The sequence below is a fragment of the Halalkaliarchaeum sp. AArc-GB genome, from assembly GCF_031432225.1.
GTDB lineage: Archaea > Halobacteriota > Halobacteria > Halobacteriales > Haloferacaceae > Halalkaliarchaeum.
In genome coordinates, this window is record NZ_JAVKGM010000008.1 from 80384 (window position 1) to 95325 (window position 14942).

The 14942-nt window shown below is 67.9% G+C and carries 13 protein-coding genes; 6 read left to right on the forward strand and 7 right to left on the reverse strand.

Annotation, left to right across the window (positions count from 1 at the left end):
* The first annotated feature begins 20 nt into the window (after window positions 1-20).
* Complete coding sequence (locus tag RH858_RS09550; RefSeq protein ID WP_259534884.1) at window positions 21-629, forward strand: hypothetical protein; 609 nt, start codon at window positions 21-23, stop codon at window positions 627-629.
* Window positions 630-671: 42 nt separating this feature from the next.
* Here the strand turns inward: RH858_RS09550 and RH858_RS09555 are convergent, their stop codons facing one another.
* On the reverse strand, window positions 672-1361 hold the full coding sequence (locus RH858_RS09555; protein WP_259534885.1) for a non-canonical purine NTP pyrophosphatase: 690 nt from the start codon (window positions 1359-1361) through the stop codon (window positions 672-674).
* Window positions 1362-1469: 108 nt separating this feature from the next.
* On the opposite strand from RH858_RS09555, the gene RH858_RS09560 reads away from it, so the two are divergent.
* Both RH858_RS09560 and RH858_RS09565 read left to right on the forward strand, forming a co-directional pair.
* On the forward strand, window positions 1470-3383 hold the full coding sequence (locus RH858_RS09560; protein ID WP_310561685.1) for a prolyl oligopeptidase family serine peptidase: 1914 nt from the start codon (window positions 1470-1472) through the stop codon (window positions 3381-3383).
* Window positions 3384-3470: 87 nt separating this feature from the next.
* Window positions 3471-3911: a universal stress protein gene (locus RH858_RS09565; protein WP_310561686.1), complete on the forward strand. Its 441-nt coding sequence runs from the start codon at window positions 3471-3473 to the stop codon at window positions 3909-3911.
* Between the two features lie 408 nt (window positions 3912-4319).
* Here the strand turns inward: RH858_RS09565 and fdhF are convergent, their stop codons facing one another.
* A complete protein-coding gene (fdhF, locus tag RH858_RS09570) occupies window positions 4320-6371 on the reverse strand; it encodes a formate dehydrogenase subunit alpha (protein WP_259534888.1) in 2052 nt (683 codons plus the stop codon).
* A 125-nt stretch (window positions 6372-6496) separates the two neighbouring features.
* Here fdhF and RH858_RS09575 point away from each other — a divergent pair, with 125 nt between their 5' ends.
* Together RH858_RS09575 and glmS are read left to right on the forward strand one after the other, a co-directional pair.
* On the forward strand, window positions 6497-7696 hold the full coding sequence (locus RH858_RS09575) for a sugar phosphate nucleotidyltransferase (RefSeq protein ID WP_310561687.1): 1200 nt from the start codon (window positions 6497-6499) through the stop codon (window positions 7694-7696).
* On the forward strand, window positions 7696-9564 hold the full coding sequence (gene glmS / locus RH858_RS09580; protein WP_310561688.1) for a glutamine--fructose-6-phosphate transaminase (isomerizing): 1869 nt from the start codon (window positions 7696-7698) through the stop codon (window positions 9562-9564). Before RH858_RS09575 ends, glmS begins: the two co-directional genes overlap by 1 nt.
* Here the strand turns inward: glmS and mobB are convergent.
* The 4 genes from mobB to RH858_RS09600 form a co-directional block, all read right to left on the reverse strand.
* Window positions 9551-10048 carry a molybdopterin-guanine dinucleotide biosynthesis protein B gene (gene mobB, locus RH858_RS09585; RefSeq protein ID WP_259534891.1) on the reverse strand — a complete coding sequence of 166 codons (498 nt, stop codon included), beginning with the start codon at window positions 10046-10048 and terminating at the stop codon, window positions 9551-9553. The two genes, glmS and mobB, sit on opposite strands and share 14 nt — an antisense overlap.
* The gene (locus RH858_RS09590) at window positions 10045-10764 is read right to left on the reverse strand and encodes a molybdenum cofactor guanylyltransferase (RefSeq protein WP_259534892.1); all 720 of its coding nucleotides are present in this window, start codon (window positions 10762-10764) and stop codon (window positions 10045-10047) included. Before RH858_RS09590 ends, mobB begins: the two co-directional genes overlap by 4 nt.
* A gap of 44 nt (window positions 10765-10808) precedes the next feature.
* A complete protein-coding gene (gene glmM, locus RH858_RS09595; protein WP_259534893.1) occupies window positions 10809-12227 on the reverse strand; it encodes a phosphoglucosamine mutase in 1419 nt (472 codons plus the stop codon).
* 78 nt (window positions 12228-12305) lie between these two features.
* Window positions 12306-12689 carry a hypothetical protein gene (locus RH858_RS09600; RefSeq protein ID WP_259534894.1) on the reverse strand — a complete coding sequence of 128 codons (384 nt, stop codon included), beginning with the start codon at window positions 12687-12689 and terminating at the stop codon, window positions 12306-12308.
* Window positions 12690-12813: 124 nt separating this feature from the next.
* Here RH858_RS09600 and hemE point away from each other — a divergent pair, with 124 nt between their 5' ends.
* Window positions 12814-13821: a uroporphyrinogen decarboxylase gene (gene hemE / locus RH858_RS09605; protein WP_259534895.1), complete on the forward strand. Its 1008-nt coding sequence runs from the start codon at window positions 12814-12816 to the stop codon at window positions 13819-13821.
* Window positions 13822-13849: 28 nt separating this feature from the next.
* Here hemE and hemH read toward each other — a convergent pair whose 3' ends face one another.
* Window positions 13850-14908, reverse strand: coding sequence for a ferrochelatase (gene hemH / locus RH858_RS09610; RefSeq protein ID WP_259534896.1), 1059 nt, complete (start codon window positions 14906-14908; stop codon window positions 13850-13852).
* Window positions 14909-14942 lie beyond the last annotated feature (34 nt).

Below are 14942 nucleotides of genomic sequence, written 5' to 3' on the forward strand. Positions count from 1 at the left end.
GTCCCGGCCACATCGCCGATATGGACTGGGCGACGCTTTTCAGGCAGGCTGGCGACGCCGTCGTCGAGGCGGACGACGTCAGTGGGGCCCTCGTACGCCATCGGGAACGGAGTGGGGAACGCCGGAACGAGACGGAACGCGACGACGAGACGGAGACGCCGCCGGAGCCGAGTCCCGCCCGGGTCGTCGCCGACGCCGACGTGCTCGCGGCGGATCTGCTGGTCGGTGACGCCTCGCGGGAGGCCCTCGAGAGGGTGTGGCGCCACTCCTGGATCGAACTCCTCGCCAGCGACCCGCTACTTTCTGACGCCGAGGCGACGATCGCCGAGCTTTCGACGCCGGAGCTGGCGGCCGACTGGCGGGAACTCGTCGAAGAGTGGCGGGAACCGGTCACGCATCCGGCGGGCGATCATTCGGGGTTGGCCTCGGCCTACCGGGGCGGTGCGATGCATCTGCTCAGTTTCGATCGCGTGCTCTCCAGCCCTCGGGCGGGGGCCGAACTCAGGGGCCGTGTCCCGCTCAGCGTTCGGGAACCCCGGGCGTTCACAACGGTGTTCGACGCGGAGAGCCTCTACCTCGAAGTCGTCGGCGGCGAGTATCCCGGCCCGGATCGGCCGTCGAGAGTCTGACGGGACGGCGAGGCCGGGCGGAATCCACTCGACGGACGGGGCTCACTCGACCCGATCGCGTCGGGCCTGGAACCACTCGGCGAACTTCGCGAGCGCACGGCCGCGGTGCGAGAGGGCGTTCTTCTCGGCGGCGTCCATCTCGGCGAACGTCGTCCCGCCGTGTTCGAAGATTGGATCGTACCCGAACCCGCCGTCGCCTCGCGGCTCGACGATACGCCCCGGAACGTACCCCTCGAACAGCTTCACGGGGAGCGTCTCGCTTTCGGCGCCTTCGGTTCCCGCTGACGATCCGTTCGGGGAGGATCCGCCCGGATCCGATCCCCCTGGGCTGGAGGCGGCGGCGACGGCCCGGTCGTCTCTGGCGACGGTGTCCGGCGCCGCCTCGAACGGGCCGCCGTCACAGTACGCCAGCACGCACCGGAACGACGCGCGGGTGTCCTCCTCGGCCAGCGCGATGCGGGCGACCCGCTCGATCCCGAGGGTGTCCTCCACGAACGAGGAGTAGGTGCCGGGGAAGCCGTTCAACGCGTCGACGAACAGGCCGGCGTCGTCAGTGATCACGGGCTCGCCGCAGGCCCGGTACGCCTCCCGTGCGCCGTGGGCCGCGATCGTTCCGGGGTCGTCCGACTGAATCTCGACGTAGTCGTAGTCGAACTGTTCGACGGCGCCGTCTCCGAGGTAGTCGGCCGCCTCGCGCATCTTCCCCTCGTTGGTCGTCACGTACCGCAGCATGGGGAGGCCTCCGGGGGGATGACTGATAGGCGCATCGATGCCGACGAGAGGGCCCAGATAAATTCCGGGAGCCGAGCACTCAAACCAACCCCGGTCCAACGGGGTGATATGCCAGGCCCTGACGATGCCGCTGACGTCGACGTCCTCGAGGAGCTCGCCAACCTGCCGACGCTCGCGCACCCGACCGCCGCACCCGACGGCCGAGAAGTGGCGGTGTACTACGACATTTCCGGCCGGAACGAACTCCACGTGCTCGACGTCGAATCCGGCGAACTCCGTCAATGGAGCGACGGGGAGGTGCCGCGAAACGCCAGGTGGTTCATCGAGTGGGGCGCCGACGGCGACCGGGTGTACTTCCACAACGACGAGGGGGGCAACGAACAGAACGACGTGTACGCGATGACCCGCGAGGGCTCGGTCGAGTCGGTCGTCGAGATGGGCGGCCAGATCGCGATCGGCGACGTCGGTGACGACGGTCGCACGCTGCTTTTCGCCGCCAGCCGCGACGGACAGATGAACGCCTACCGTCACGATCTGGAGACGGGAGAGACGACGAAGCTCACGGAGTACGACCGGGCCGTCGGCGGGCTGACGCTGTCGCCCGACTGCGAGCGGTTCGCCTACGCCACGAACGAGGCGGACGACTACAACAACCGAGACGTGTACGTCGCCGACATCGACGGCTCGAACCCCCGAAACCTGGAGATCGGCGACGTCGGCGCCGAAGCCGCCCCCAGCGACTGGGGTCCCGACGGGGATCGCCTGCTCGTCTCCGACAACACGCCCGACCTCGGGCGGATCGGGGTGTACGACTTGGCCGCCGACGAGGTGACGTGGCTCGGCGACGGCGAGTACGAGGAGCAGCCGGCTGCGTTCCTGCCCGACGGGCGGCGGGTGATCGGCACACGGATGCGGGAGGCGGTCACCGTTCCGATCGTCTACGACCTCGAAACCGGCGAGGGTCGCGAGTTCGACCTCCCGGAGGGGGTCGCTGGCTTCGGTATGGGCGGGAGCCCTGTGCTGGACGACGACCGGGTACTCCTCACCCACACGACGCCGACGACGCGGTCGGAGCTCCTCGCGTACGACCTCTCGACGGACGAGGCGGAGACGCTTATCGAGGCCGAGTACGGCCCGTTCGAGCCCGACGACTTCGCCGACGCGGAGTACCTCACTGTCGACTCGGACGGCGTTCCAGCGACGCGACAGGCGGCGGTCGAACACGACCCCTCCGAGGAACTGGAGATCGGCGCGCTGTTTTACGACGCCGGAGTCCGACCGTCGCCGCTGATCGTCAACCCGCACGGCGGCCCCCGACACCGCGACAGCAAGCGGTTCGACCTGTACACGCAGGTGCTCGTCTCCCGTGGCTTTTCGGTGCTGCAGGTGAACTACCGCGGTTCGACCGGCCGGGGGCGGTCGTTCGTCCGGGCGCTGCACGACGACTGGGGCGGCGCCGAACAGGGCGACGTCGCGACTGCCGCCGAGCACGTCATCGGAACGCACGACTGGATCGACGACGACCGCGTGGTCGTCTTCGGCGGCTCCTACGGCGGCTACTCTGCCTACTGGCAGCTTGTCCAGTATCCCGACCTGTACGACGCGGGGATCGCCTGGATCGGGCTGACGGATCTCGACGACATGTTCGAGAACACGATGCCCCACTTCCGGACGGAACTGATGGAGAAATACCTCGGGACGCCCGGGGAGAATCCCGACCTGTACCGCGAGCGGTCGCCGGTCACCCACGTCGAGAACCTGAACGCGCCGCTTTTGATCGTCCACGGGGTCAACGACCGGCGGGTGCCGGTCTCACAGGCCCGGATCTTCCGGGAGGCGCTCGCCGAGTCCGGCTTCCAGGAGGGCCCCGACGGCGACTTCGAGTACCGCGAGCTCGGCGAGGAGGGGCACGCCTCCTCCGACCGCCAACAGAAGCTTCGCACGTTCCGGTTGCTCGACGAATTCCTCGAGCGCCGCATCGGTACGGATGCCGAGGAGTCGCGGATCGAGGTCGACGACTGAGGGTCGGGACGCGAGTCCGGTGGGATCGCTCCTCACCGACTGTTCGACGGCCAACAGTTATCCGCCCGGTGTCCGAAGCAGTCGACGATGTACGACGACGTGTTGATCCCGACGGACGGAAGCGAGACGGTCCCGGAGGCGCTCGAACACGCGCTTCCGATCGCGACCGACAACGACGCCACCGTGCACGCGCTGTACGTCGTGGATTCCCGGATCACGGCCGCGGCCGACAGGGAGACTCGCGAGGAGGTCGAGGCGTCGCTCGAACGGGAGGGGACGGCGGCCATCGAGGCGGTCGCGGACGCTGCGACTGACGCCGGACTCGATTCGACGACCGCGATCCGGAAAGCGACCCCATGGCGTGGGATTCTCGACTACGCGGACGATGCGGGCGTCGACCTGATCGTCATCGGGAGCCACGGGAAAACACCCCGAGAGAAGATCACGTCGCTGGGCAGCGTCTCCGAACGTGTCGTCGACGGCGCCGAGATCCCGGTGCTGGTCGTGCGGAGTCCCGACGGCGGCTGACCGCGACGCCGTCCGGTGTCCCGACGGCGGCTGATCGCGAGGCCGTCCGGTGTCCCGACGGCGGCTGATCGCGACGCCGTCCGGTGTCCCGACGGCGGCTGATCGCGACGCCGTCCGGTGTCCCGACGGCGGCTGACCCACGGGGTCATCCATCGCAGTCTGTCGATTCGGACGCCCCCTGTCCGACACCACTCATAAATACCAGGGGTTCATACCTCACTATGGGATCACCGGACTGCCGGATCGTCAGACACCCCATCCGGGACGTACGTCGCGTTTCCCCTTTCCCCCCACGCGAGTACGATCCTGTTTCCGGCACGGGATCCCGTTTTTCCGGACGTCGACGCGTCGGAGCCGAAAAACGAAGTCGCACTCCTCGAAAAGCGGTGCGGCCGTGGAGCGACTGGATCAGTCGTCGACGGGGGCGACGCTCACGCCGGAGTGTTTGTACTCGGGGATCTTTGCGACCGGATCGAGCGCGTCGCCGGTCAGCGCGTTCGTCAGCGGATCCGCGTAGTGGAACGTGAGGAACACCGCGCCCTCGCGGACCGCCGGCGTCACCGCCGCCTCGACCTCGACGTCACCCCGTTCGTTCTCGACGCGGACCAGGTCGCCGTCCTCGATTCCCCGCGGTTCGGCGTCGGCGGGGTGGATCTGGAGGACGTCCTCGCCGCGCATCCGCATCAGCGTCTCCGAACGCCGGCTGAGCGCCCCGCTGTTGAAGTGCTGGAGCACGCGACCGGTCGTCAGCGCCAGTTCGTCCTCTTCGAGTTCGTCTGCGGGCGGGACGTGTTCCAGCGGCACCAGCGGTGCGGTCTTCTCCCCGGTGGAAAACTCCTCGCGGTGGAGCACAGCGGTACCGGAGCCGTCTTCGGGGGAGAAGGGCCACCGCTGACTCGACTCGCCGATCCCGTCGTAGCTCATCCCGTCGTAGATCGGACTGACCTCCGTGATCTCGTCGAACACCTCTCCGGGGCCGTCGTAGTCGAACGCCTCCGGGCGGTCGGTGAGGCGCGCGCCGATCTCCGAGATGATCTCGAGGTCGAGCCGGGCATCGCCGGGGAGGTCGGCGTTGGGGCGCATCCGGATGACCTGCCGGTCGGTGTTGGTGACGGTTCCGGACTTTTCGGCCCACGAGCTCCCGGGCAGGAGGACGTCGGCGTGTTCGGCGGTTTCGGTCTCGAAGAGGTCCAGTACCACGAGGAAGTCCAGCTCCTGGAACTCCTCTTCGACGCGTCCGGAGTGAGGCTCCGTGACGGCGGGATTCTCCCCGAAGACGAACGCGCCCTTGACGCCGTCGCCGAACTCGTGGGTGAACTCGACTTCGGTGAGTCCCGGCGTCGCCGGGGGCTCGACGCCCCATACCTCGGCGACGCGTTCGCGCGCCTCATCGTCCTCGACGGGTTCATACCCCGGCAGGATGTTCGGCAGGGCACCCACGTCGCCGGCGCCCTGGACGTTGTTCTGGCCGCGCAGCGGGTTGACGCCGGTGCCGCGCCGGCCGACGTTGCCCGTGAGCAGCGAGAGGTTCAAAAGCGAGTGGACGTTGTCCGTCCCGCAGTGGTGCTGGCTCATCCCCATGCCGGTGAAGATGGCTGCGCGGTCGGCCTCGGCGTACGTCCGGGCCGCCTCGCGCAGTTCCTCGGGGTCGACGCCGGCGAGTTTCGCGTTCTCCTCGACGTCGATCCGCTCGATGTGCGCTTTGAACTCCTCGACGTTGGAGACGCGCTCTGCGAGGAACTCCTCGTCTTCGAGCCCCTCCTCGAGGATCGCGGCCGCCATCGCGTTGAAAAGCGGGATGTCGTAGCCCGGCCGGACCGGCAGGTGGATCCCCGCCGCGTCGGTCGTCGAGTTCTCTCGCGGGTCGACGTGGATCATCTCGCCGCCGTCGCGGATCGCCGGCAGGAAGTACGACCGGAACGCGACCGGGTGCTGTTCGGCGGGATTGGCCCCGGCGACGAGGTAGACGTCGGCCTCGGTGAGGTCATCGAGGGTGTTCGTCATCGCTCCGGCGCCGAACCGCTCGCTCATCGCCGCCACCGTCGAGGAGTGACACAATCGCGCGCAGTTGTCGACGTTGTTCGTCCCCAGCATCCGGGCGAGCTTCTGGTAGACGTAGTTCTCCTCGTTGGTCGCGTTCGAGGAGGCGAAAAAGCCGATCGCGTCGGCACCGTACTCGTCGACGATCCCGCCGAGTTCGGACTCGACGCGACCGAGCGCCTCCTCCCAGCTTGCGGGCACCAGTTCGCCGTCTTCGCGCACGAGCGGCTGGGTGAGCCGGTCCTCGTGGTCGACGAAGTCGAACGCCGCCGCACCCTTCGGACACATCTCCCCTTTCGTGTTCACGGGGCCCTTCCACCCGGTGCCTTTCCCACTCTTTTCGCTGTACTCGACGCCACAGCCGACGCCACAGAACGGACAGACGCTCTTTTGCGCCCTGAAATTTCGGTCGGTGCTCATAGTGATGTCAGTACGCGACGGTTGAGTAGTCTCCCCCAAATGTATACCGATCGAACGTGACGAACGTGTCGCGTCACCGTATCTCGTCCCTGTAGTATTTTGGCACTGGAGGCTGTGTCTCCGATATGAACCTTCGAACCGCGGTCGTGCTCGCGGGCGGCGAGGGCGACCGCCTGCGGCCGCTGACCAGAAACCGGCCGAAACCGATGTTGCCGGCGGGCAACCGGCCGATCCTCGAGTACGTCTTCGACAGCCTCATCGACTCCGGGATCGAGCAACTGCACGTCGTCGTCGGCTACAAAGGGACCAGAGTGCAGGATCACTTCGGCCCGACGTACCGCGGCGTTCCCCTGGCGTATCACCGACAGGAGAAACAGCTCGGCAGCGGCCACGCCCTCCTGCAGGTTCGGGGTGCGATCGACGAGCCATTCCTCGCGGTCAACGGCGACCAGATCGCCGACCCGTCGATCGTCGCGGACGTCGCCGCCGCTCACATGGAGGGGGGCGCCGTCGCGACGCTGAGCGTCGTCGAGAGCCGGGAGGCGTCCCGGTACGGCTCCGTCCGTCTCGACGGCGAGGAGATCGTCGAACTGATCGAACGCCCGCAAAGCGGCGACTATCGGCTGCTCAACGCCGGCGTCTACGGCTTCGATCCGTCCTTCCTGGACGAGCTCGAGGCGACACCGCGGGAGGACGGAAGCCTCCCGCTTCCGGCTGCCGTCTCGCGGCTCGTCGCCGACGAGGATCACCGCGTTCGAGGGGTTCGAACCGAAGGCTTCTGGACGGACGCGACGTATCCGTGGGATCTGCTCACTGCGGCCCGGCAGGTGTTCGACATGGGATGGGTCGAGCTCCCCGAACGCGAGCCGGGCGTCTGGGTCGCCGACAGCGCGACAGTTCACCCGGACGCGACGCTCCAGCCGCCCGTGGCGGTGTCGGCGGACTGCGAGATCGGGGCGGGTGCGGTCGTCGGCCCGATCGTCGCGCTGGGGACGAACGCTACCGTCGACGCGAACGCGGTGGTTCGCGACTCGGTGGTCGGCGACGACTCGCGGATCGGGGCGAACGCGACGGTCGTCGACGCCGTCTTCGGCCAGAACGTCCGGCTCGGTCCGGGATCGGTGATCCCGGGCGGCGACGCCGACGTTCGAGTGAACGACCGGATCCACGAGGGCGAGCGTCTCGGCGCCGTGCTCGCCGACCGGGTCGCCGTCGAGGCGGGGGTCGTCTTCTCGCCGGGCGTCATGGTCGGACCGAACGCGTCGATCGAGGTCGGCGTCCGGCTTGTTCGGAACGTCTCCGCCGGCGCGGAGGTGACTCGCTGATGTGTGGGATCATCGGGTACGTCGGTCGCCGGGACGCACTCGACGTGCTCGTGGGCGGGCTCAACCAGCTCGAGTACCGCGGCTACGACTCCGCGGGGGTCGCGCTCGCGAACGGCGCAGACGAGGGCGCCGGTAGCGACGCGGACGGCGCCGCAACTGTGGACGTCGACGTCGTCAAGCGCGCCGGCGAACTGTCGGCGCTGGAGGCGGCACTCGAGGAGCGACGACCCTCGGGCACGACCGGGATCGGCCACACACGATGGAGCACGCACGGCCCGCCGACCGATGCGAACGCACACCCTCACACCGACGAGGACGGGCGGGTCGCGGTGGTCCACAACGGAATCATCGAGAACTACGACCGGCTGAAAGACGAACTGCTCGCGGAGGGCCACCGGTTCGAAAGCGACACCGACACCGAAGTGGTTCCCCATCTGATCGAACGGGAACTGGAGGCGGGAGCCCCGCCGGAAACGGCGGTCAGACGCGCCCTCGAACAGCTCTCCGGTAGCTACGCCATCGCCGCCGTCGTCGCCGGCACCGACGCCGTCTACGCCGCCAGGAACGACTCGCCACTCGTGCTCGGGATCGGCGAGGACGGCTACTATCTCGGCAGCGACGTCCCCGCGTTCCTCGAACACACCGCTCGGGTGGTCTACCTCGAGGACGGCGAATTCGTGCGACTCACCCCCGACAGCTGGACCGTCACCTCCCCCGACGGGAACCCGGTCGAAAAGCAGATCGACACCGTCGACTGGGATCTCGAGGACACCGGGAAGAGCGGCTACGACCACTACATGCTCAAGGAGATCAACGAGCAGCCGCACGCGCTCCGACAGTGCCTCTCGGGGCGCGTCGACGAACTCGAGGGACGCGTCGAACTGGCGGAACTGGACGCGCTCCTCCAGGACCCCCCGGAAGCGGTGCAGTTCGTCGCCTGCGGGACCTCATATCACGCTGCGCTGTACGGGGCCCGCCGCTTCCGCGATCGGGGGATCCCGGCGCAGGCGTTTGTCGCCAGCGAGTACGCAACGGAGGCGCCGCCAACGGGCGATCGGCTGGTGATCGGGGTTACCCAGAGCGGTGAGACGGCGGACACCCTTTCTGCGCTCCGGGAGGCACAGAGCCGGGGGGTCGAGACGCTCGCGGTGACGAACGTCGTCGGATCGACGGCGGCCCGGGAGTGCGATCACGCGATGTACATCCGGGCGGGTCCGGAGATCGGCGTCGCCGCCACCAAGACGTTCTCTTCACAGCTCGTCGCGTTGAACCTCCTCGTCGAGGCGGTCGCGAACGGCTCCCGATCGGGTGACCGGGCACAAAGCGATCGAGTCAGGGAGCGACTCGCCGCACTCCGGGAGCTCCCCGGGCAGGTCCAGCAGATCCTCGACGAATCGAACGCCGTAGACGTAGCCCGCACGTATCTGGATTCGTCGGGGTACTTCTTCATCGGGCGGGGGTACAACTATCCGGTCGCGCTGGAGGGGGCGCTCAAGTTCAAGGAGATCACCTACGAACACGCCGAGGGATTCCCCGCCGGCGAGTTGAAACACGGGACGCTCGCGCTCGTCACCGCCGACACCCCCGTGATCGCCGTGGTCACCGGCGACGACGAAATCGCCCGCAAGACCGTCGGGAACGTAAAGGAGGTCGAGGCGCGCGATGCGCCGGTGATCGCCGTCACGGACGGCCGCTCGGACGTGGAGCGGTACGCCGACGAGGTGCTCGAGATTCCCGAGGCGCATCCGGTGACGATGCCGTTGCTGGCGAACACGCAGCTCCAGCTCGTCGCCTACCACGTCGCAAACGAACTGGGGCGTTCGATCGACAAGCCCCGGAACCTGGCGAAAAGCGTCACCGTGGAGTGAGGTACTCGAGGATCGCCTCGATATCCACGTCGTCTGCGGTCTCCGCTGTGGCGATCACCCGGCTGTGGCCCTCCCGTTCGGAGTCGTCCGGATCAGTCGTCCCCAGCACTACGGCCGGCACCGCAGCCGCGGAGAACCCCTCGACGAGCGCAATCTCGTAGCCGTCGCATTCGAGCTCTGCGAGAACCGACTCGAGTGCAGCCACGTCGTCGTCACCCTTGCCGCCGCGTGCGATCCGGAACGTCAGCGACGGCGTGACGCCGATCGCCGCATCGGCGCCGGCGGTTCGGTGACGGTGGGTGTCCCGCCCGGGTGTGTCCGGTTCGACGTCGTGATGGATCGCCTTCACCGTCGCAACCCGGCCGTCCGTTCGCTCGCCGAGGCGTTCGACGAGTCGCTCGAGGAGCGTGGTCTTCCCGGAGTCGCTCGGGCCGACGACCTGCAGGACCGAAAGCGACCCCCGGTTCGGCTCGTCGGGGGTCACCGTTTCGCTCCCGTCCCTGCGGGCGGTGTTTCCGCCTCGATCGTCTGTGTGATCTCGCGGAGATCTGTGGGGGTGTTGACGTTCCGGAACGACGCTTCCCCGCCGGGGAGCTGATCGGCGGGAACTGCCCGTACGGAGAGTGGATCGAACGCCGAAAGCACCGCCCGGTTGCGGACTTGCTCGAGCGACGTCACGCCCGACCGGAGTGCGTCCGTCCGGCAGGCCGCACACAGCGGCTGGAGCCGGCTGCCGACGGATGGCAGGGCGGCATCGGCGGGCGGTCCTTCGCCGAACTCGCCTCCCAGCGCTGTCAACAGCGTCTCGAACGCGGCCGTTTTAACGAGCGGGAAGTCGCCGCCGAACACGAGCGTGGCGTCCGTGTCATCGCCGATCTCGTCTATCGCCGACGCGAGCCCGGCGAGGGGCCCCCCGTCAGGTCTGTCGTCGAACGCGAACGAGACCGGGACGTCGCGATCGGGGCCGTCGGTCGTCCCAAGCGCGGCCGCCAGCCCGTCGCGTTGCTCCCGGCGGCAGCTCGCGACGATCCGGCGCGAGAGCGGTTCGACCGTCCGCACGACCCGTCGGATCATGGGCTCGCCCGCGACGTCCGCGGTGAGTTTCTCCCGATCGCCGAACCGTCGCGAGAACCCGCCGGCAAGGATGATCGATTCGACGACGGCGTCTCCCGGTGACACCCCGTCACAGTTCCGATCCATACACGATGTAGACGGCAGGGAATCATATGTACCCGAGGGCGTTCTCACGGTTCGGGAGTCGACTGATCGTCGAGCTGGTCGGTTGCGTCCGAGAGCAGTTCCCGAGCGATCCGGGCCAGTTCGTCGCGGCGATCCGTAGTGGTCGCTTCGGCGGTGATCCGGACGAGCGGCTGGGTTCCGCTGGCGCGCACGAGGAACCAGCCGTCCTCGGCGTCGACCCGGATCCCGTCGATCGTCGTGAGCTCGGTCTCGCCGTCCGACTCCGGGCCGAACCGATCGCGGGCGAGGTCGGTCGCAACGTCCATCAGCTCCCGCTTGCGGTCCGTCTCCACCTGGTCGCGGACGATCGGGTACGGTTCGAACGCCGACAGGAGGCTGCTCAGTCCCTCGCTCCCGGCGGCCACGTCCTCGGCGACGATCGCCGCAAGCGCCACCGCAGCAAGCGGGCCGTCGGGGCACCGGGTTCGGTCGGGGCGAATCCACGCCCCGCTGGGTTCGCCGCCGAAGACGACGTCCTCCGTTCGGGTCGCCTCCGCGACGTGGACGTCTCCTACCTCGGTGTACTCCACGTCGGCGCCGAGGTCCCCGAGCGCGTCGGCGACCAGCTGACTCGTGTCGACAGGGACGGCCACGCGTTCGCCGGGCCCTGCAGCACGCGTGGCAAACAGCGCGAGCAGTTCGTCTCCCGGAACGAACCGTCCCGTTTCGTCCACGGCCAGCAGCCGATCGGCGTCGCCGTCGTGGGCGAGCCCGAGGTCGGCGCCGATCGCCTCCACCGTCGCCGCGAGCGTGTCGCAGGTTTCGGCTGTCGGTTCGCTCGGTCGCCCGGGGAACCGGCCGTCGGGCTGGGCGTTGAGCGTTTCGACCCCGACGCCCAGTTCCGCGAGCGCGTCTGCAGTCACCCGCCCGGCGCCGTTGCCGAGATCGAGCACAACCGAAAGCTCCGCGAGCGCCTCATCGGAGGCGTTCTCGCGCCCGTGGTCCACCAGCGCCTGTCGGTGTGTCTCGATCGCCGCCGTCGAGTCGGTTTCCTCGCCCAGTCCGTTTGCGCCGACCAGTTCGAACGATTCCTCCCGGATCCGGCGCTCGATCCGCCGGCGCTGTTTCGGCCGGTACGCTCCGCCGTCCGGATTCCAGAGCTTGAACCCGTTGTCCGAGGGGGGGTTGTGCGAAGCGGTTACGGCAATGCCGACGTCGGCGTCGTGGACGGCGACGCCGCGGGCGATCGTCGGGGTCGACGCCTCCCCGATCCGGACCACATCGGCCCCGGTCTCGCGGAGCCCGGCCGACAGGGCGTCCGACAGCACCCGGCCGCTCTCGCGGGGATCCCGGCCGATCACCGCGGTTTCGATCGCGTCGCCGTCCGGTCGGCGCTCGCTCCCGATCGCCCGCCCGAGAGAGACCGCGAGCGCGGCCGTCACCTCCGACCCCACAGCTCCTCGAATGCCACTCGTTCCAAACACGTTTCGTTGCCTCGCCCTACGGAGTAAAAACAGTTCGCCCAGTCGGGAACGGTGGCGCTCCCCGTCCCCGATCTTCGACTACTTCTGCCGGAGTTCGTCGATCGCCACCAGCAGATACACGAGTCCCACGAACCGCGCCAGCGTGTACACCGCCGACCGCCACTCACACTCTTCGGGGTTCCGATACGCCAGCCGGGTGCCGTAATCGACGAACTGTTCGGGGTACGCCAGCGCGAACAGCCCGACACCCCCGAAGAACTTCTTCAGTGCGGCGTAGGAACCGCCGCCGCGCCAGGCGATCAACACGTACAGCGCCCCCTCGATCCGGATCGCCGGAACGACCCACGACCGGAGTTCGGGGACGCCGGGCGTCTCCGTGGCCCACCGCTCGGTCGCTTTCGCGAGCCGATCGGGTGCGAGCACCCACAGCAATCCCAACACGCCGAGGAGTTTCCGGAACATGGTCGAACGGACGCGCGACTCCGGCAAAAGTGTATCTCTGCCAATACTTGGTCCCCTCGTGCAGCCGAGCTGATCGACTCTCCAGTTCCACAACAGTTAGGCGGAACGTGTTCCAACAACGGGTATGAAGGAGCTGTTTCTCCGCGCCGCCCGCGGGGAGTGGACCGAACGCCCTCCCGTCTGGATGATGCGTCAGGCGGGGCGGTACCTCCCGGAGTATCGCGAGCTCCGCGAGGAGTACACCTTTCTGGAGGCGATTTCGACGCCCGACGTCGCAGCCGAGATCACCCTCCAGCCGTGGCGCCGGTTCCGTCCCGACGGAGTAGTGATGTACTCGGACATCCTCACCGTGCTCGAACCGCTGGGATTCGATTACCACCTCGAATCGGGTGTCGGACCGGTGGTCGAGAACCCCGTCGAGAACGCCGAAGACACCCGCCGGGAGCAGGGCGACGTCCGAGAGGACCTGTGGTACGTCGGTGAACTGCTCGACCGATTGACCGACGAACTCGGCGAGGAGGCAGCCGTTCTCGGGTTCGCCGGCGGGCCGTTTACCCTCTCGGCGTACGTCTGTGAGGGGACTCCGTCCCGATCGTTCACGGCGGTCCGTCGCTTGCGGGCCGAAGATCCCGAGGCGTTTCGCCGTCTCCTCCGGGCGTTCACCGACGTCCTCGTCGATTACGTCACCTATCAGGAACGGCGGGGTGCCGACGCGATCCAGCTGTTCGACACCTACGCCGGGTTGTTGACGCCGGCGGACTACAGGGAGTTCCTGCTTCCCTTGCACCGGGAGGTGCTCGAGGCGGTCGACGTGCCGACCATCGTCTACGTACGGAACGTAAGCGGGAATCTGAACCTGCTCGCCGACAGCGGGGCCGACGTCGTCGGGCTCGACTGGACGGTCGAGATGGCCGAGGCGAGAGCGCAACTCGGTGATCAACCGGTGCAGGGGAACCTGGATCCGGCGACGCTGTTTGCTGACCCGGCGACGATCCGGAAGCGCACCCACGAGGTAATCGACGCCGCCGGGGACTCCGGACATATCCTCAATCTCGGACACGGGCTCGACCGGAACACGCCCGTCGAGGGGGTCGAGGCGTTCTTCGAGGCGGCGAAGTCGATCGAGCGGTAGCCCGGTGGAACGTTCTCCGACTTGACGCTCACTCGGGGCGCGGCGCGTTCAGACAGAACGTCCCCGGCGCGTCGCGGCACTCGCACTGCCGGTACTGGTAGTACGAGGGTTCGAAGCCGGAGAGGAACGGCTCCAGCAGGTCGGCGAACTGTTCGGCCAGACGGGGATCGTCGTGGGGGACGGGAACGCGGTGGAGATCGAGGCCGACCTCCTCGGCGTCCTCCCGGAGGTCGATATCGAGCTCGACGAGCGTCTCGGATTGCTCGTGGATGAAGCTCATCGGCTCGACGACGACGCGTTCGGCCTCGCCCTCGAGCCCTTCGATGACGTCCTCGATTTCGGGTTCGGTCCACGGGATGTCGCGGTTCGAGTGGTTCTGGAACCCGAGTTCGTACTCCTCGACGCCGACCATTCGGGCGATCGTTTCGGCGTGCTCATCGACGTAGGTGTCGTAGCGGTTTCCTCCCTCGAGGTAGTGGATCGGCGTTCCGTGCGCCGAGAAGACGAACGCCGTGTCGGGGGCGTTCGGGTCGAGGTCGTTCTCCTGGAGGAACCTCCCGATCGCCTCTGCCCGGATCCGGTTGTACGTCGGCGCCCGGTGCCAGCCGGTGATGCCGGCGAACTCGGGATCGTAGCCGTCGATCTCGCCGATCGCGTCCTCGAGTTCGTTCAGGGCGGCGACGTTCGTGGAGTGGCCACACAGCGGATAGATCGGCAGCGCGACGACCTCCTCGATCCCCGCCTCGGCCAACTGCTCGGCGACGTCCGGGATCAGCGGCTCCATGAACTGCATCCCGTGGAACAGTTCGACCTCGTGGCCACGCTCTTTCAGCTCCGCCGACAGTGCCTCCAGCTGGGCCGTCGCCTGTTCGTTCAGCGGGGAGCCGCCGATCTCCTCGTACTCTTCTATCAGGCTCGGTGCGCGGCGCCGTGCCAGCTCTCGGGACCGTTCCCAGGCTTCCGCTTCGGTGTCGGCCTGCTCGAGTGAGGCATTGTTGTAGAAGATACGTGTGAGATACTCGATTACGACGTCCCGATCCGGACGCGACGGTTCTCCGAAGTTCAAAAGGGCCACACCGGTTTTCATGCAACCGATGTACGGGAACGACGTGTAAAGGTGC